Source organism: Mahella australiensis 50-1 BON (assembly GCF_000213255.1).
Lineage (GTDB): Bacteria > Bacillota > Clostridia > Mahellales > Mahellaceae > Mahella > Mahella australiensis.
On sequence record NC_015520.1, the window covers coordinates 2,510,476 to 2,527,527 of the forward strand.

Genomic DNA, 17,052 nt, shown 5'->3' on the forward strand with positions numbered 1-17,052 from the left:
CTCATTGGCCCAATCGGTTCATAAGCGTCATAAGTCTGTCCGCTATAACGGCTATATCGCCCTTTGTAGCCGGCATATTATATTGTTCCTCCATCTCATGAAATATTGACGATTTTTCCCGCCGTTCTATATAGCAACGCAAAAAATCCTGACGCACCACTGTAGCATCCCTGAGATGGTTGCGCACCGTATTCACCGATTGCAACACTCGGAGCCGTTGACCCGAACGAAACTTTATATATACGCCCTCATCATCCTGGCATATATCATTTATCTGAAGTATATTGACGAAACCTGAGGCAGTGTCACCATCTACAACAGGCTTGCGCACTTTGACCGGCATAAATATAGCATCTACAGCCAACGGTACGGGCAGATTATGCTTAATATTGAGCATTTTTGCATAATGGGCCTTTATAGACTCAAGGTCTATGCCATAATATTGTGCTATATGCCTTAACGCCCACTGTACTGTATGCGGATATGATGCTGCCAAGCCATCGGATGTTATAATTTCCACCACATTGCCGCTGCCCTGCTGGTATTTCGGAACTACAGCCGCTATACCTCTGTCCAATAACGTTTCCATGTCTATCATAATAAGCTCGGCACCCCTTCCGGTATTTTTTCCATCAACCTGAGACAATTATAATGCAAACACACGTTCGTGTCAACAGTAGTTTTCCATATCTTTGTGTTTATTATATCATACATCAATCTTATGTTGCTATTTATTCGCCAAATAGCCCTAAGCGAAACTGTGTAATTCAAATGTTGCATATTTATACACATCGATATTAGTTTTACGGATAAAATCGGCATTGTCTAATTTTTAACATATGCTGTATGCATAATTTTAAAAAAGTACTTTCAATTACAAGACTTTTTTGATATAATTAGATTTGTAGGATTATAATAATAAAAGCATATATGTTCTTTAAGGAAGGAGAAAAGCATGTATAACAACAAAGCTGTAGCACAATGGGTAGATGAGATGGCCAAATTAACCAAGCCGGATAATATAGTATGGGTAGATGGCTCGGAAGAAGAAAAAGAGCGTCTGACTGAACAGGCTTTGGCAACAGGAGAATTGATTGAATTAAATCAGGAGAAATTGCCGGGCTGTTACCTACATAGAACCGATGTAAGCGACGTGGCTCGTGTAGAGGATCGCACGTTCATATGCACCAGGAATAAAGACGACGCAGGCCCCACCAATAATTGGATGGACCCAGCAGCCACTTATGAGAAATTAAGCAAACTATTCGATGGTTCCATGAAAGGCCGTACCATGTACGTCATACCTTACATCATGGGTCCCGTCGGCTCACCTTTCAGCAAGGTCGGCGTAGAGTTAACCGATAGTATATACGTGGTATTAAATATGCGTATAATGACGCGCATGGGCAAGGTAGCCATGGATCAATTGGGTGATTCATCTGAATTCGTAAAGGGTTTACATTCTAAAGGTACGCTGGATCCGAATGAAAGATATATCTGCCATTTTCCCGAGGATAATACAATATGGAGCATTAACTCTGGTTACGGCGGCAATGTGCTTCTAAGCAAAAAATGCTTTGCACTGAGGATAGCCAGCTTCATGGGCCGCCAACAGGGTTGGATGGCCGAGCACATGATGATAGTAGGTATAGAGGATCCGGAAGGCCATGTCGATTATATAGCCGGCGCATTTCCCAGCGCCTGCGGCAAAACCAATCTGGCCATGCTGGTACCGCCCGAAGTATTTAAGAAAAAAGGCTATAAAGTATGGACGGTGGGCGACGATATAGCGTGGCTCCGCGTAGGCCCCGACGGCAGGCTATGGGCTGTCAATCCCGAAGCCGGTTTCTTCGGCGTAGCCCCCGGTACCAATTATAAGAGCAATCCCAACGCCATGGAAACCGTAAAGAAGAATACCATATTCACCAATGTCGTGCTCACGCCTGAAGGCACCGTATGGTGGGAAGGTATGGGCGAACCGCCAAAGAGCGGCATAGATTGGAAAGGTAATCCGTGGACACCGGAAAGTGGCGAGAAGGGCGCTCATCCGAATTCTCGTTTCACCGCACCAGCCAGCCAGTGCCCGTCGATATCGCCTGAGTGGGAGAATCCCCAAGGCGTGCCACTGACGGCCATAATATTCGGTGGACGTCGTGCCAGGGTAGCGCCGCTGGTATATCAATCGTTTGACTGGAATCACGGCGTATATGTCGGAGCTACTATGGCTTCCGAGACCACAGCAGCCGCCATAGGGCAAGTAGGCGTCGTGCGCCGCGACCCAATGGCCATGCTCCCGTTCTGCGGTTACAATATGGCCGATTATTTCGCCTATTGGCTGGAGATGGGGAAACGCATACCCAATCCACCTAAGATATTCAACGTCAACTGGTTCAGGACCGATAGCGAAGGCAATTTCATATGGCCCGGATTCGGCGAGAATCTGAGAGCATTGCTATGGATAATAGACCGTTGCAAAGGCCAAGGTAAAGCCATTGAAACACCTATAGGCTATGTACCTGAAGAAGGCGCAATAGATTTAGAAGGCCTGGATATCTCACAGGATGTTATGAAGGAACTGCTCAATATAGATAAAGACGTATGGGCCGATGAGGTCAATAGCCAAAGCGAGTTCCTGGAGAAATTCGGCGACAGGCTGCCTCAAGAAATACGCAGACAAAATGAAGCTTTGAAAAAGCGTTTCGGTTTTTGATAAAATAAAGCCCGGCAATGCCGGGCTTTATTTTATGCCTTCTGCGCGGTAAACACCAGCTTATTATCCTCATCTAGATCTACTAATATCTTATCGCCGTCTTTAAAATCGCCTTTTAATATCATATTGGAAATTTCATTCTCAAGCTGCCTGCGTATAAACCGTCTGAGCGGGCGAGCACCAAATTGTGGATCATAACCTTCCTGGGCGATATAATCTTTGGCTTTATCGGTCACCTCAAGCTCCATGCCCTGACCCCGCAATTGTTGACGTACCTTTTCTAACATCAAGTCCACAATGGCTCTCATATGTTCTTTTTCCAAGCCATGGAATATTATAATTTCGTCTATCCTGTTGAGGAATTCTGGCCGGAAATTCCTTTGGAGCTCTTCATGTATGAGTTTCTCCAATTCTTCCTTGCCATATCCGGCCTGGAAGTATCTTGCTCCTATATTAGAAGTCATTATTATAACGGTATTCTTGAAGTCGACGGTTTTACCGTGGCTGTCTGTCAAACGCCCATCATCCAGTATCTGAAGCAATATATTGAATACGTCGGGATGAGCCTTTTCTATTTCGTCGAACAAGACAACCGAGTACGGTTTGCGCCTTACCGCCTCGGTCAATTGGCCGCCTTCTTCATGACCCACATATCCGGGCGGAGCCCCTATTAAGCGCGACACCGTATGCTTTTCCATATATTCCGACATATCTATGCGTATCATGGCATCTTCGTCGCCAAACAGGAATTCCGCCAGCGCCCTGGCCAGCTCGGTTTTTCCTACCCCTGTAGGGCCAAGGAATATAAACGAGCCTATGGGCCTGTTTGGATCCTTCAAACCTGTCCGCGCACGCCTTACTGCCTCCGAAACCGCTTTCACTGCCTCATCCTGGCCAACGACGCGTTTATGCAGCTCACCTTCCATGCGCAACAGTTTTTGCGCTTCTTCCTCCACAAGCTGATTGGCCGGTATGCCGGTCCAAGCAGCCACTATAGCCGCCACATCATCTGCGGTGACCGTCGGTGTATGATTCTCATCTTTTTTAGAATGCCTCTGCTTTTGCGCCTCCTCAAACTTGCGCTTCAAGTCTTCTTCCTGCTGCCTATACTGGGCCGCCTTCTCATACTCCTCGTTTTTTACCGCAGCTTCTTTTAGCTTGCGCACGCGCTCCAATTCAATCTCCAGCGTCTTAGTGCTGTCGGATTCAGAAAGAGAGTCCACATGTACCGCTGACGCTGCCTCATCCAGCAAATCAATGGCTTTATCCGGCAGATACCTGTCGGTGATGTAGCGATGCGACAGCGTGGCCGCTGCAACTAGGGCATCGTCGGATATCGTCACCCTGTGATGGGCTTCGTATTTATCTTTTAAGCCTCGAAGTATCTCTATGGTTTGCTCCACTGTGGGCTCACCTATCAACACCGGCTGGAAACGCCTCTCCAAAGCCGCATCCTTTTCTATATATTTGCGGTATTCTTCCACTGTGGTGGCGCCTATGCAGTGGAGCTCTCCCCTGGCTAAAGCCGGTTTCAGCATATTGGCGGCATCCATGGCGCCTTCAGCCGCGCCGGCACCCAATATCGTATGCAATTCATCTATAAACAATATGACTTCATCGCTGGCTTGCTTTATCTCATCCATAACCTTCTTTAGCCTTTCCTCAAATTCGCCGCGATACTTTGTACCAGCTATCATACCGCCTAAGTCCAGGGCGATCACGCGTTTATTAATGAGATTTTCCGGTACATCGCCCATAACTATGCGCTGGGCAAGCCCTTCTACTATTGCCGTTTTACCTACGCCAGGGTCGCCTATCAATACGGGATTGTTTTTAGTCCTTCTGCACAATATGCGTATAACGCGCTTTATCTCATCCTCGCGCCCTATGACGGGGTCCAGCTTGCCCTCCTGTGCTTCCTGGGTGAGATCACGTCCAAATTCGAGCAAAGTAGGATATTTGTTGTTTTTAACGCTCTTTGAGGAAGGTTTGCTCCCTCCTATCTTCTGCATAAGGCTCTCGACCGTGACATTGTGATCCCTGAGCAGCCTGGCGCCTAAACCTTCTCCTTCTCTTATTATGCCAAGCAGTAAATGCACCGGTTCGACCAATTCATCGCCCATCTCACGCGCTGCCCGCAAAGCCTCCTCCAGAGCCATCTTAGCATGGGGCGTCATCTCTATATTTTTGCCGGCATCTTTAGACCCTTTGCCGGCCAAACGCTCTATCTCGTTTCTAACGGTATTTTTATCAAGATCGACGAATTCGTCTATACCGGCATCGGGCGATAACAACGCCAGCAACAAATGTTCTGTACCCAAGTAATTATGCCCAAGCTGCCTGGCCTCTTCATAAGCCTGTTGCAGCACAGCCGTAGCATCTTCTGTAAAAGAAAGCAGCGGATCCTTGTCTTGATAGAACGTAAAACTCGGAAGAAAATCCCTTATCCAATCCAGGTCACTCCGCCAGCCAAAAGACGGTTTGTTTATAGAAGTCCTCGATGCGCACTGCTCGCAAATGTGTATGGATTCGCTGACTCCGTTTACTATACGCGTTCTATGGATTGTCGCAGGCCTCTCATGGCATATCTCGCATAACATATAGCACACCTCCTATTTATTAATCGAGCTCTGGAGTATTTCCAGAGCTCATGATTGTATACTATTTATTCTCGCCTTTATCTATTTTAAGCTTTATAGATTTGCGCTTAGAACCTTCGGCCTTAGGTATAGTGATCTCGAGCACGCCGTTGTTAAACTTAGCTTGAGCTTTATCAGGTACTATATCGACGTTCATAGGGATAGTACGGCTAAAAGCACCGCTACGGCGTTCATGTACTATATAGCCCTTGCCTTCGTCCTTGGTCTCTTCCTCATATTTACCGCTTATTGTAACGTCATTATCCGTTACTTCTATATCGATGTCCTTTTCATTTATCCCCGGAACATCGGCCTTAATAAGTACGTCGTTATCGCGTTCCAGGACATCCACGCGAATATCGCCGAATACATCGGCTTCGCTGCTATACGGTATAAGGTCTCCAACACCACCCAAAAGATCGTTGAAAATCCTATCCATATTGCGCCTTAAAGCATTTATTTGTCTATCCATCTCATAGAATGGATCACGTCTTATTATATTTGCCATAATACCAACCTCCTTTTCATTTTTATTATATTATTTTTTGTTAGCACTCTCAACCAGTGAGTGCTAACTACAGTTATAATAATACTCAAATATTATTGTATTGCAACATCGATTATAGCTAATTACAAAGGGAAATAAAGCATATAAAGCGATTAGCTTAAATTATATTTATATATCTAATTTTTTCACATCTTTTCTCAATAAATCGCTTTTATTCAGTAACCGTTGAGGTGCTTTACTGAGCCCTTGGGATATCTGAATAGACACTTTATTCATAAAAATAAGGTGGGATATATGTCACTTAATCATATATCCCACCTTATTATTCTTATAGCGGCTCAAAATCGGATTTAGCGGCACCACATTCAGGACATGTCCATGTTTCGGGCAGGTCTTCGAACGACGTACCCGGCGCAAAACCGCGCTCAGGATCTCCCTCAGCCGGATCATAGATATGGCCGCATATAGTACAAACCCATTTCTGCATGTATGTACACCCCCTTTAACTCTATTCTTTTATTTTAACACATGGTCTTTGTTTTTCCAAGTACAGCAATAAAGACGACGGATACCGATTATATTCAACCGGTATCCGTCGTCTTTATTGCTGTATTTGATTTTGCATGTTGCGGAATTTTTGCTGAGCAGCGGATATATCCTGTTGATTGGCTTGCTTTACCGGATACCAACCCTTGCGATTCATCACATTCCATATCATGGCTTGATTCTGCAATTCATCGTTGAGTATGCTCTTCAAATCGTTGCGCAAATCCTCAGAGGCCGCCTCGGTACAAGCGATATTGTAATTGCTGGTTGCGGTTTTCTGAGATGTCAAACAATCATCGGCTATAATCCTATCGTCGAAACCCATCTGATTCTGTGGCATTGTTGCATTCCTCCTTTATTGTAAATGTCTCATTAAAGTAGCATAATGGTTTTGATGTTTCTGTGCTATCTGCTGTAATACCGACTTTAATTCCGGATCGGTACATTGGTTAGCATAATTTTTAAATTTGGTCACCAGCAGCGCCTCGCCGTTTAATTGATCTTCCAACTGCATCAGCTCTTTAGATGTTAAATTGGGCATATTTATAACCTCCTTTTCGATTATATAATCGGTGTGTTACCAAAATGTATTATGCATCGATATGGAAGGGATTATTACAGGATATTTTTGGATTGCAATCCTATATGCATCCTGGCTCGGCAGCTCTTTGCTCAACATGGTACCCATTTCAATGTTAAACAGGACATAGGTTTAGCTAATAAGGATGATGTAGCTAAGGAATATCTATCGCTTAAGCAGATTATAGAAGGCTTTAACAGGGCTTTTAAAGGCGTTTATAGGAGCAAAAACGGTTTTAATGCATTTGAGCAGGCAAATGAGTTTATGACCTTTTTATCAGCTATCGTCCAAGGTACTTTGTGGAATTAGCTAGGCTTCACAAAATTCAGCATTGAGCCTAAATTTCAATATGAAACAACAAAAAAGCCGCCTCGATAAGCAACTGGATTTTCCCCTTGAAATGCAAAAATCCAGTAAACACTGGATTTTTCGGTTCATCAACATTGCATCAAAGTTGACGTTTGTTTTTGGCGGAGAAGGAGGGATTCGAACCCTCGCGCCAGTTTCCCGACCTACGCCCTTAGCAGGGGCGCCCCTTCGACCAAACTTGGGTACTTCTCCATGATTCGATATGGCGGAGAGAGAGGGATTCGAACCCCCGGTACCTTTCGGTATCACTGGTTTTCAAGACCAGCTCCATAAACCACTCGGACATCTCTCCACCGCATTCCCAATTGTCTACTGCTTTATCAGTATAGCAAACATGCCGGCATTAGTCAATACCAATTTTCTTTTACAAAACTCGCCTTTTTATTCAGCTAATTCCAAAATTACATTCTCTTCACGGTTCTTGGTGCCCCATTTCTTCATAGCCACTTTCTCTAGATTCCCATACTGTAAACCGCTTTGCTCATATAGTCTCTTATGAAGTTGTCGCGGTTGACAACTATTGATGCCAGCTTATAGGTTTCGTCTTTTATCCTGTACGTCCTTTATAGCATACAACCTTGCCTGCTCTTTGCTATACCACCGGTTGGCACTTTTCAGGCGTCCGTTGTCAATTAAAAGCACTTTGCCTGCTGTACTTATCTCGGCAGCCAGGTTGTTCACGCCCAGATAAAATCATATTTGAGCATTAATTTCTAGGCGTAGCCAGAAATCTCTCCACTTCCATAGCGCTCGGCAAAGCGCTTTGAGCACCCATACGCGTGATAGCTATAGCCGCTACTGCACTAGCGTAATCCGCCGCGCGGTCTATGTCCATTCCACGCGTCAACGCATAGCACAGCCCGCCTGTAAAGGCGCTTCCTGCTCCTGTTGGATCTACGACTTTGACATTGTAAGCCGGCCTACGTTTTACAGTACCCTTATAATTATACATAACACCTTTATCCCCAAGCGTAATAAAGACATTTTTTACGCCTTGATCCAGAAACATGGCTATCATCTTTTCGCAATCGGCATCTTCTTTCACTTCCATACCCAGCAGCTCCTGAGCTTCGAATTTATTGAGCACTAATACATCGATACTGCCGTATAGCTCATCGTCCAGAGGCACCGCTGGCGAGGGATTAAGCACTACCATCGTATCTGACCTGCGGGCTATGCTGGCTGCCCATATCACAGTATCGATAGGTATTTCGAGCTGCATAAGCAATATAGTGGCCCGTTCTATCAAACCTTCACAATGCCTCATACGTTCTATAGTGCACTGGCTGTTGGCCCCTTGGTACGATATTATCGTATTCTGACCTCTAAACACGTTTATAAATGCCAAACCGGTGTCGATATTGTCCAAAGTCAGTATATCGCTTGTCCTGACATTGTTTTTGGCCAGATTGGCTACAAGCTGTTCGCCGTAGGAATCACGGCCTACACACCCTGCGAAAGCAACATTTCCTCCTAAGCGTGCTATAGCTACAGCCTGGTTATTGCCTTTGCCTCCCGGAGATTTGTAAAAAGCCCTGCTTTTTAACGTTTCTCCTGGATATGGGCGCCTATCGGTCTCCACCGTCAAATCCATATCGAGGCTACCTAATACCAAAATATCTATATCCTTATACATAGTTTCCCTCCTCATCTTTCTATAAAGCCCTTTTTTATTATATCATATCTACGTTTAAAGGCAATTGCGAATTAAGAAGTGACAATAACTATGCGTTTTTTGCAATAAAATATGTTATAATAAAAGTAATGCGCACAAAATGATTACTGGTAAGGAGTAAAATATATGCAAAATTATACCGAGAACGAAGCGCGGATTTATGCGCGCACATTGTCTTTGATACTGGCCAAAGCTGTAGCCGATATCATGCCCGGATGCAGGCTTGTAGTTGAGCATTCGTTGGGCAACGGTCAGTATTGCGAAATACACGGCGTAAAGCACATAAGTCCAAGCGAGATAGCGCAGCTTAAAAAGCACATGACAGAGCTTGTAGAAGCAAATCAGCCTATAATACAAGAGATAATCCCCCGTCAACAGGCTATAGCGCTTTTTGAGAATATAGGCAAGCAGGAAACCGCTCATATATTGCGTTACCGACAGGTTGATAAGGTAAGCGTATATCATCTGGGTAATCTTATAGATTATTTCTACGAACCGCTTTTTACTTCCACAGGTCAGGCAAATGTATTCGATCTCTTACCATATCCTCCTGGGCTCATACTACTGTACCCCAAAGCCGGGCAGCCAGATAAACTTCCGGAATTTACAGATTTGCCAAAGCTCGCGGCAATATTCAAGGAAGCCGAGGAATGGGCCCGGATATTGGGTATAGGCTATGTTTCGTCGTTAAACGATGTTATAGACAAAGGCGATACATCTGAGCTCATACTGATTTCCGAAGCGCTGCATGAAAAACGCACAGTCGACATAGCTGACGTCATATCGAAAAACAAGACGCAGATACGGTTGATATCCATCGCAGGCCCATCATCGTCCGGTAAGACGTCATTCGCCAGCCGCCTTTATATACAACTGCGCGTAAATGGTATAAAACCATTGCGCATATCGCTGGACAATTACTTTCTACCGCGTGAGTTTACCCCTGTGGACGAAAACGGACAGCCAGACCTCGAATCCTTAGAGGCCCTGGACCTAGGACTGTTTAACGACCAGTTAAAAGCCCTTATAGAAGAAGATGAGGTAAGCCTGCCGGTATTTAACTTTAAGACGGGGCTGCGCCAATATATGCCGCCCATAAGGTTGGAACCGGACCAGCCCATAATCATAGAAGGTATCCACGGTCTGAACGAGCGGCTCACGCAAGCTATTCACAAAGACAGAAAATTCAAGATATATATAAGCGCTTTGACACAGCTCAACATAGACGAACATAATCGTGTGCCTACCACCTATGCGCGGTTGCTCAGGCGTATGATAAGGGATCATCAATTCCGGGGAGCGGACGCCTCCCGTACGCTTCAAATATGGCCGTCGGTACGAGCCGGCGAAGAAAGGAATATCTTCCCCTATCAGGAAGAGGCCGATGTCATGTTTAACTCATCCCTCGCATACGAGATACCGTTACTCAAGCGATACGTCGAACCTCTTCTAAAAGAAATAGGTACGGATGACCCGCAGTATTCAAGAGCCGTCCAGTTGCTGGATTTGCTGTCGCATTTTATACCCGTGCCTGCCGATAAAGAAGTTAATATACCGCCCAATTCGCTTATAAGGGAATTCACCGGACATAGTTGCTTTTTCGGAAAAAATTAAACTTAAGGCGGCCTCTAAGGCCGCCTTAAGTTTAATTAGAACCATAAACCTGCTCTTTGGTAAACCATCCGCTCTCTATCAATTCTTTGTCTATGTTGTCCTTCGTTATAGTAACAGGTGTCAATAACACCGAAGGTACATCTATTTTACCATTATTAACCTTACTATTTACATCGGTTAATTCACTGACTTCTTTCCCTTGAGCCATTTGCACAGCTAGCTCCGCAGCTTTCTCAGCTTCTTTTCTTGCATCCTTAAACACCGTCATCGACTGTGTGCCTTCTATTATTCTCTTTACAGCAGCTAAATCAGCGTCCTGCCCTGTTACCGGTACTTTACCTGCTAATCCTTGCGCTGCGAGAGCCTGTATTATGCCACCGGCGGTACCATCATTAGGAGCTAACACCGCGTCAACTTTATTGTTATTGGCCGTAAGTGCATTTTCCATTAATTTCATAGCTTGATCAGGTTTCCAGCCTTCTATAGCCTGATCATATGCTATCTTTATATCACCTTTATCGGCCAGAGGCTGTATATACTTCATAGCACCGGCTTTGAAATATTTGGCATTGTTATCAGTAGGCGAACCAGAAAATATATAATATACGCCCTTCGGCACTAAGTCAGTTAAGAATTTACCTTGCAGCTCGCCAACTTTTTCATTGTCAAATGATATATAAAGATCTACATCTGTGTTCATTATCATTCTATCATAGGATATGACCTTCACCCCAGCTTTATGGGCATCTTCCACAAGTGCTGCAGCCGAATCGGCATTCTGGGGAATTATTACTAAAAGGTCTAGATCTTGACTCAGAAGGTTTTCCACTTGATTGTTTTGAAGATTTTCATCACCATTGGCCGATTGTATCAATATCTCCGCTCCAAGCGATTCAGCTTTTTTCTTGAAAGCATCTCTATCCCTCTGCCATCTTTCTTCCTGTAAAGTAGCCAACGAAAGACCTATCCTTACTTTTTGGGAACTATTACTGCTATTATCACTATCATCATTTGTGCTTGTATTATTTGACGAAGATGCAGGCTGATTTGAACCATTACACCCTGCCATAACCCCTACAAGCAATACAAGCACTGCCACTAATGCCAATACTCTTTTAAAATTACGCATAAAACAATCCTCCCTTTTTAATACCATTTCTTATTTCTATAAAATCGACTCACGCTCGAAACGCCAAATAATATTCCCATAGCTACAAAAGCTGTCAATAACTTTGTCTTTAGCTTATTCACGAGCACTCTCCTCATAATAAATATATAAAAAGCAAGGCTGCGCCTGTGTTGAGTTAGTAAATGATATACCTTATAACAGGCGCAGCAAACGGAAGGGCTTATTATAAGGTACGTTTCTTGGTGGAAACATCCATCCATACGGCCAGTACGAGTACCAGACCTTTTACGATGGTCAGTATAGAATAATCTATATTCATCAAGCTCATGCCATTATCTATAGACGCCATTACAAGGGCGCCTATTATGGCACCGGGTACCGTACCTACACCGCCCAGCGTACTGGTACCGCCTATTATAGCCGATGCTATGGCATCCATCTCAAATCCGGTACCGGCGCTCGTGGTAGCCGCATTTAACCTGGATGTCAGCACTATTCCTGCCAATGCCGAGAGAATACCCATGATGAGGAATATTGTCATGTTCGTCTTCTTTATATTGACGCCGCTGTAAGCCGCGGCTTCTCTATTACCTCCGATAGCATACACATATCTGCCAAAGGTGGTATTGTTGGCTATAAATGTCATTATAATGACCAAACCAAGCACTATCAAAACTGGTACAGGTATGCCTTCGTATGATATCATAATGCCCACAAACAGCGATATAAGGAGCAAAACACCTATAATCCTCATTATTTCTATATTCCAGCCCGACACATCTATACCGTACTTTATCTTGGCCTGACGGCTTCTCATCTCAAAAACAAGATATAGTATACCGCCTACTATGCCGAGTATTATGCTTATAGATGGCGATATATATCCTTGGCCTACAAGTTTAAAGCTGTCGCTCAAAGGTGAAATGGTTACACCCTTGGTAACCAGCAATATAGCTCCTCTAAAGACCAGCATGGAGCTCAGTGTAGTTATAAAAGCCGGTACGCCTTGATACGCTATCCAAAATCCTTGCCATAAACCTATTAAAAGACCAACGCCCAATGTCACTATTATAGTCGTGGGCGTACTCCATCCGTAATTGACTTGCATTATGGCTGCCAATGCCCCGGTAAAGCCGGCCACCGAACCAACAGACAAGTCTATATGGCCGGCCACCATAACCAGCACCATGCCAACTGCCAATATAGCCGTGATGGACATTTGCCTTATTAAGTTGGATAAATTTCGCGGTGTCAGAAAACCACCGCCGGTCAATGCGGTAAATATGATCCATATAGCTACCAATGCCAGGATCATCGTATACGACCTTACATCTATATTAATACGCTTTGATTTATCTGCCATTTATTATTTCCCTCCCGTTGCAGCTCGCATTATTATTTCTTGATCTGCTTCTTTATAATTAAACTCGCCAGTAAACTTGCCTTCATGCATCACCAGTATCCTGTCACTCATACCCAATATTTCAGGCAATTCGGATGAAATCATTACTATAGCGACGCCTTGATCAACAAGCTTATTCATAATGTTGTATATTTCATGTTTAGCGCCTACATCTATACCTCGCGTGGGTTCATCCAATATCAAGACCTTAGGCTGGGACATAAGCCACTTGGCTATTACTACCTTCTGCTGATTGCCTCCGCTTAAATTAGCTGCTTTCTGCGCTATAGACGGAGTTTTTATATTTAATTCTTTTACATACGAGTTTGCATATTTAATCTTCTTGTTATTGTCTATAATAGAAAAACGAGATATTTTGCCGTAATTCGGCAACGCTATGTTCTCGGCTATATCCATAAGCAGGACCAGTCCGTAGCGTTTCCTATCTTCCGAAAGGTAAGCTATGCCGTTGTTTATAGCATCTATAGGACTCTTTATATCTACTTTCTTCCCGTTTATATATACCTCGCCTTCTCTTCGGGCGTTGAAACCCCCAAATATACTGGAAACCAACTCAGTACGCCCTGCACCCATAAGGCCTGATAAACCTAGTATTTCTCCCCTTCTTATCTCAAAACTGACGTTGTCGATGAGCTTTTTATCGGGTATATCCGGGTCGTAAACTGTATAATTCCTTATCTCCATAACCACATCTTTAGCCGTGTGCTCCACACGCGGGAATTGCTCCGTAAGCTCGCGCCCGACCATAGCTGCTATTATCTTATCCTCTGTCATATCGGCCACGCAGTCAGTACATACGGTGGAACCGTCGCGAAGCACGGTAACGGTATCCGCCATGTGAAATATTTCGTCCAGCTTATGCGATATATATATACACGTAACTCCTCTTTGTTTTAAATCCAGAAGTATCTTAAAGAGCAATTCGGTTTCGGCTTCGGTAAGTGCCGATGTCGGTTCATCCAAGATCAATATCTTGGCATTCTTAGATAGTGCCTTAGCTATTTCCACCATCTGCTGCATGCCCACGCCCAGATTCATAACCTTGGTATGAGGATTTATATTTATGTGCAACTCTTTAAGAAGCTTTGCGGCATCGGCATATACCTTATTCCAGTCTATAACACCGTTTTTTATTGGTTCGTTGCCGAGGTATATGTTCTCGCCTACCGTCATATATTTTACCAGCGTAAGCTCCTGATATATTATGGCTATACCAGCATTTTCACTGTCTCTTGTATTATTGAACCTCTTTACTTCGCCGTCTATCACTATATCGCCTTCATAAGTCCCATACGGATAAACGCCGCTCAATATTTTCATAAGCGTTGATTTGCCGGCACCGTTTTCTCCACACAGCGCATGTATTTCCCCTTTTTTCACCTTAAAAGTGACATTGTTTAAAGCTCGGACGCCGGGAAAATCCTTTATTATATTTCTCATCTCTATTACATATTCATCGCTCATGCCGATCCCTCCCGTCTTCACAGTCAGAAGGAACAGCCTTATCGGCTGTCCCTTGTAAATAAATTTTTCATTTTACACTAATTAGAGCCATAAACCTGCTCTTTGGTAAACCATCCGCTCTCTATCAATTCTTTGTCCAAATTATCTTTCGTTATAACTACAGGCGTCAACAGCACCGATGGTACCTCTATCTTGCCATTGTCGGTTTTCCCATTTACATCGGCTAATTCACTGACTTCTTTGCCCTGTGCCATTTGCACGGCCAATTCAGCAGCTTTCTCAGCCTCGGCCCTCACATCTTTGAAGATGGTCATCGATTGTGTCCCTGCAACTATTCTTTTTATAGCTGCTAACTCGGCATCTTGCCCTGTCACCGGTACTTTGCCTGCTAATCCTTGCGCCGCGAGAGCCTGTATTATGCCACCGGCGGTACCGTCATTCGGGGCCAACACCGCATCAACTTCATTGTCGTTGGCTGTAAGCGCATTCTCCATCAGCTTCATAGCCTCCTCGGGCTGCCAATCCTTTATAGCCTGGTTATACGCTATCTTTATATCGCCTTTATCGGCCAGAGGTTGTATATACTTCATAGCTCCCTGTTTGAAAAGCGTCGCATTGTTATCGGTAGGGGCACCTGCAAATACATAATATATACCCTTTGGCACAAGATTGGTTAAGAACTCTCCCTGCAACTCACCAACTTTTTCATTATCGAATGATATATAAAGATCCACATCCGTGTTCTTTATCAACCTATCATAGGATATAACCTTCACACCGGCTTTATGCGCCTCGTCCACCAATGATGCGGCTGAGTCAGCATTTTGTGGATCCAATACCAGAACATCTATGCCTTGAGTAAGAAGATTTTCCACCTGATTGCTTTGAAGATTTTCATCGTTATTGGCAGCCTGTACCAATACCTCTGCCCCTAATAACTCTGCTTTTTGGGTAAATGCCTCTCGATCTCTCGGATATCTTTCCTCTCTAAGTGTTGGCAAAGAAAGCCCTATTTTAACTTTATCCGATTTGTTGTCATTTGACCCATTGCTAACATTGGTATTTGCATCGTTTGATGAAGACGCAGGCTGATTAGAAGCACACCCTGCCATTACTCCCACAAGCAGGATAAATACCGTCAGCAATGCCAATACTCTTTTAAAATTACGCATGAATGATCCTCCTATCAAAAATATTTTTACTATTTGAATTATAAAATATATTCCTTATAATGTCTCTGGAATAGTTTTATTTGTTTCTTAATTTATTTACTAAGATAGGAAGATCATCAGCAATATAGAAAATTTTTATTTTAAAAAAATACTATCTGCCATATATCTCATCATAGTTATGAAATCCGTCTTTTATAACGGTGTCATCGAGGTTATCTATATCGACAGCGATAGGCTTCAGCATATAACAAGGCACATCATATTTACCATCATAAATAGTACCTGGCACGCTTATACTTTCGCCCTTAGCCATCTTCACAGCCATATCAGACGCAGCTTCAGCAAGCCTATCAACAGGCTTATATACTGTCATAAATTGGGTTCCATCAACTATTCTTTGGCAGGCTGTTGCTTCAGCATCTTGTCCTGTCACTATGACATCGCCGCTGAGTTTATATTCAGACAACGCTCTTATAGCACCTGCAGCTAGCATATCATTAGCTGCCAGTATAGCATCTATCTTAGTTCCCTTTTTAAGCCATTTTTCCGTTGTATTAAAGGCATATTCAGACATCCAGTCCTCAGCCCATTCCTCAGCTATTATATTTATTTTCCCCGCTCTTACAAACGGCTCCAATACACCATCATAGCCCTTCTTTATTAAGCTAGAATTATTATCTGATATACCGCCGTTTATAATCAAATAATTGCCATATGGCACCTTGTCCACGAGCGCTTGCGCCATAAGCCTGCCTACTTCTTGGCTGTCGAAGGATATATATAGATCAACATTCGATTTCAATACTAACCGGTCATACGCTATAACCTTAACGCCTGCTTTTTTGGCTGCCTCCACCGCATCAGCCGATTTCACCCGGTTATTCGGCACTATTACCAGTACATCTATACCACGACTCAGCAAATAGCGTACCTGCTCCGCCTGGTCTTCATCGTTGTTGTTGGCATTTTGGACGATAACATCGGCCCCGAGAGCCTTTGCCCTCGCTACAAAGATATCCCTGTCGCGCAGCCATCTGTCTTCTTTTAAGGTACCCATAGAAAGCCCTATCTTTATGGCGTTATTATTTCCCTCAGGTTCTCTGCCCCTTGAGTCCGACAAGCTTTTAAGTTCTTTCGTATCTATAACAAGCAATATTATAAGCGCGATCAATATCGCCGACAGTATAGCCGTAATATAACGCCGGATTTTAACGTTCATATGC

General features: G+C 43.9%; 15 protein-coding genes and 2 tRNA genes. 3 read left to right on the forward strand and 14 right to left on the reverse strand.

Going from position 1 to position 17,052, the window contains the following annotated elements; all coding sequences use genetic code 11:
* Position 1: 1 nt before the first annotated feature.
* Positions 2–598 (reverse strand): hypothetical protein, encoded by a 597-nt coding sequence (locus MAHAU_RS11745; protein ID WP_013781947.1) that lies wholly within the window; start codon positions 596–598, stop codon positions 2–4.
* Between the two features lie 357 nt (positions 599–955).
* On the opposite strand from MAHAU_RS11745, the gene MAHAU_RS11750 reads away from it, so the two are divergent.
* On the forward strand, positions 956–2,710 hold the full coding sequence (locus tag MAHAU_RS11750; RefSeq protein WP_013781948.1) for a phosphoenolpyruvate carboxykinase (GTP): 1,755 nt from the start codon (positions 956–958) through the stop codon (positions 2,708–2,710).
* A gap of 32 nt (positions 2,711–2,742) precedes the next feature.
* Here the strand turns inward: MAHAU_RS11750 and MAHAU_RS11755 are convergent, their stop codons facing one another.
* From MAHAU_RS11755 to MAHAU_RS11775, 5 genes are all read right to left on the reverse strand, one after another.
* Positions 2,743–5,310 carry an ATP-dependent Clp protease ATP-binding subunit gene (locus MAHAU_RS11755; protein WP_013781949.1) on the reverse strand — a complete coding sequence of 856 codons (2,568 nt, stop codon included), beginning with the start codon at positions 5,308–5,310 and terminating at the stop codon, positions 2,743–2,745.
* A 61-nt stretch (positions 5,311–5,371) separates the two neighbouring features.
* A complete protein-coding gene (locus MAHAU_RS11760; protein WP_013781950.1) occupies positions 5,372–5,857 on the reverse strand; it encodes an Hsp20/alpha crystallin family protein in 486 nt (161 codons plus the stop codon).
* Positions 5,858–6,185: 328 nt separating this feature from the next.
* Entirely contained in the window at positions 6,186–6,344 is a 159-nt protein-coding gene (rd, locus tag MAHAU_RS11765) for a rubredoxin (RefSeq protein ID WP_013781951.1), read from the reverse strand.
* 114 nt (positions 6,345–6,458) lie between these two features.
* On the reverse strand, positions 6,459–6,743 hold the full coding sequence (locus MAHAU_RS11770; protein ID WP_013781952.1) for a spore coat protein: 285 nt from the start codon (positions 6,741–6,743) through the stop codon (positions 6,459–6,461).
* Between the two features lie 15 nt (positions 6,744–6,758).
* Positions 6,759–6,944, reverse strand: coding sequence for a spore coat protein (locus MAHAU_RS11775; protein ID WP_013781953.1), 186 nt, complete (start codon positions 6,942–6,944; stop codon positions 6,759–6,761).
* Between the two features lie 87 nt (positions 6,945–7,031).
* Here MAHAU_RS11775 and MAHAU_RS11780 point away from each other — a divergent pair, with 87 nt between their 5' ends.
* On the forward strand, positions 7,032–7,292 hold the full coding sequence (locus tag MAHAU_RS11780; RefSeq protein WP_041644122.1) for a hypothetical protein: 261 nt from the start codon (positions 7,032–7,034) through the stop codon (positions 7,290–7,292).
* A 159-nt stretch (positions 7,293–7,451) separates the two neighbouring features.
* Here MAHAU_RS11780 and MAHAU_RS11785 read toward each other — a convergent pair.
* From MAHAU_RS11785 to rbsK, 3 genes are all read right to left on the reverse strand, one after another.
* Positions 7,452–7,544: transfer RNA gene (locus MAHAU_RS11785), tRNA-Ser, on the reverse strand.
* 11 nt (positions 7,545–7,555) lie between these two features.
* Positions 7,556–7,644, reverse strand: a tRNA-Ser gene (locus MAHAU_RS11790).
* Between the two features lie 414 nt (positions 7,645–8,058).
* Positions 8,059–8,988 carry a ribokinase gene (rbsK, locus tag MAHAU_RS11795; protein ID WP_013781954.1) on the reverse strand — a complete coding sequence of 310 codons (930 nt, stop codon included), beginning with the start codon at positions 8,986–8,988 and terminating at the stop codon, positions 8,059–8,061.
* 165 nt (positions 8,989–9,153) lie between these two features.
* Here rbsK and MAHAU_RS11800 point away from each other — a divergent pair, with 165 nt between their 5' ends.
* Complete coding sequence (locus MAHAU_RS11800) at positions 9,154–10,641, forward strand: uridine kinase family protein (RefSeq protein WP_013781955.1); 1,488 nt, start codon at positions 9,154–9,156, stop codon at positions 10,639–10,641.
* A gap of 31 nt (positions 10,642–10,672) precedes the next feature.
* On the opposite strand, the gene xylF is transcribed toward MAHAU_RS11800, so the two are convergent.
* The 5 genes from xylF to MAHAU_RS11825 all read right to left on the reverse strand — a co-directional run bounded on the left by xylF (position 10,673) and on the right by MAHAU_RS11825 (position 17,048).
* Positions 10,673–11,770 (reverse strand): D-xylose ABC transporter substrate-binding protein, encoded by a 1,098-nt coding sequence (gene xylF, locus MAHAU_RS11805; RefSeq protein ID WP_013781956.1) that lies wholly within the window; start codon positions 11,768–11,770, stop codon positions 10,673–10,675.
* A gap of 223 nt (positions 11,771–11,993) precedes the next feature.
* Positions 11,994–13,133, reverse strand: coding sequence for a sugar ABC transporter permease (locus tag MAHAU_RS11810; RefSeq protein WP_013781957.1), 1,140 nt, complete (start codon positions 13,131–13,133; stop codon positions 11,994–11,996).
* A 3-nt stretch (positions 13,134–13,136) separates the two neighbouring features.
* The gene (locus tag MAHAU_RS11815) at positions 13,137–14,657 is read right to left on the reverse strand and encodes a xylose ABC transporter ATP-binding protein (protein ID WP_013781958.1); all 1,521 of its coding nucleotides are present in this window, start codon (positions 14,655–14,657) and stop codon (positions 13,137–13,139) included.
* A 77-nt stretch (positions 14,658–14,734) separates the two neighbouring features.
* Positions 14,735–15,829 carry a sugar ABC transporter substrate-binding protein gene (locus MAHAU_RS11820; protein WP_013781959.1) on the reverse strand — a complete coding sequence of 365 codons (1,095 nt, stop codon included), beginning with the start codon at positions 15,827–15,829 and terminating at the stop codon, positions 14,735–14,737.
* A gap of 151 nt (positions 15,830–15,980) precedes the next feature.
* Positions 15,981–17,048, reverse strand: a complete 1,068-nt coding sequence (locus tag MAHAU_RS11825) for a sugar ABC transporter substrate-binding protein (protein WP_013781960.1) — start codon at positions 17,046–17,048, stop codon at positions 15,981–15,983.
* Positions 17,049–17,052: the final 4 nt, after the last annotated feature.

Coding starts and splice junctions, on each gene's coding strand:
- MAHAU_RS11760 (WP_013781950.1), bottom strand. CDS start 5,857: ATGGCAAATATAATAAGACGTGATCCATTCTATGAGATGGATAGACAA.
- MAHAU_RS11815 (WP_013781958.1), bottom strand. CDS start 14,657: ATGAGCGATGAATATGTAATAGAGATGAGAAATATAATAAAGGATTTT.
- MAHAU_RS11745 (WP_013781947.1), bottom strand. CDS start 598: ATGATAGACATGGAAACGTTATTGGACAGAGGTATAGCGGCTGTAGTT.
- xylF (WP_013781956.1), bottom strand. CDS start 11,770: ATGCGTAATTTTAAAAGAGTATTGGCATTAGTGGCAGTGCTTGTATTG.
- rbsK (WP_013781954.1), bottom strand. CDS start 8,988: ATGTATAAGGATATAGATATTTTGGTATTAGGTAGCCTCGATATGGAT.
- MAHAU_RS11770 (WP_013781952.1), bottom strand. CDS start 6,743: ATGCCACAGAATCAGATGGGTTTCGACGATAGGATTATAGCCGATGAT.
- rd (WP_013781951.1), bottom strand. CDS start 6,344: ATGCAGAAATGGGTTTGTACTATATGCGGCCATATCTATGATCCGGCT.
- MAHAU_RS11825 (WP_013781960.1), bottom strand. CDS start 17,048: ATGAACGTTAAAATCCGGCGTTATATTACGGCTATACTGTCGGCGATA.
- MAHAU_RS11800 (WP_013781955.1), top strand. CDS start 9,154: ATGCAAAATTATACCGAGAACGAAGCGCGGATTTATGCGCGCACATTG.
- MAHAU_RS11775 (WP_013781953.1), bottom strand. CDS start 6,944: ATGCCCAATTTAACATCTAAAGAGCTGATGCAGTTGGAAGATCAATTA.
- MAHAU_RS11750 (WP_013781948.1), top strand. CDS start 956: ATGTATAACAACAAAGCTGTAGCACAATGGGTAGATGAGATGGCCAAA.
- MAHAU_RS11820 (WP_013781959.1), bottom strand. CDS start 15,829: ATGCGTAATTTTAAAAGAGTATTGGCATTGCTGACGGTATTTATCCTG.
- MAHAU_RS11810 (WP_013781957.1), bottom strand. CDS start 13,133: ATGGCAGATAAATCAAAGCGTATTAATATAGATGTAAGGTCGTATACG.
- MAHAU_RS11755 (WP_013781949.1), bottom strand. CDS start 5,310: ATGTTATGCGAGATATGCCATGAGAGGCCTGCGACAATCCATAGAACG.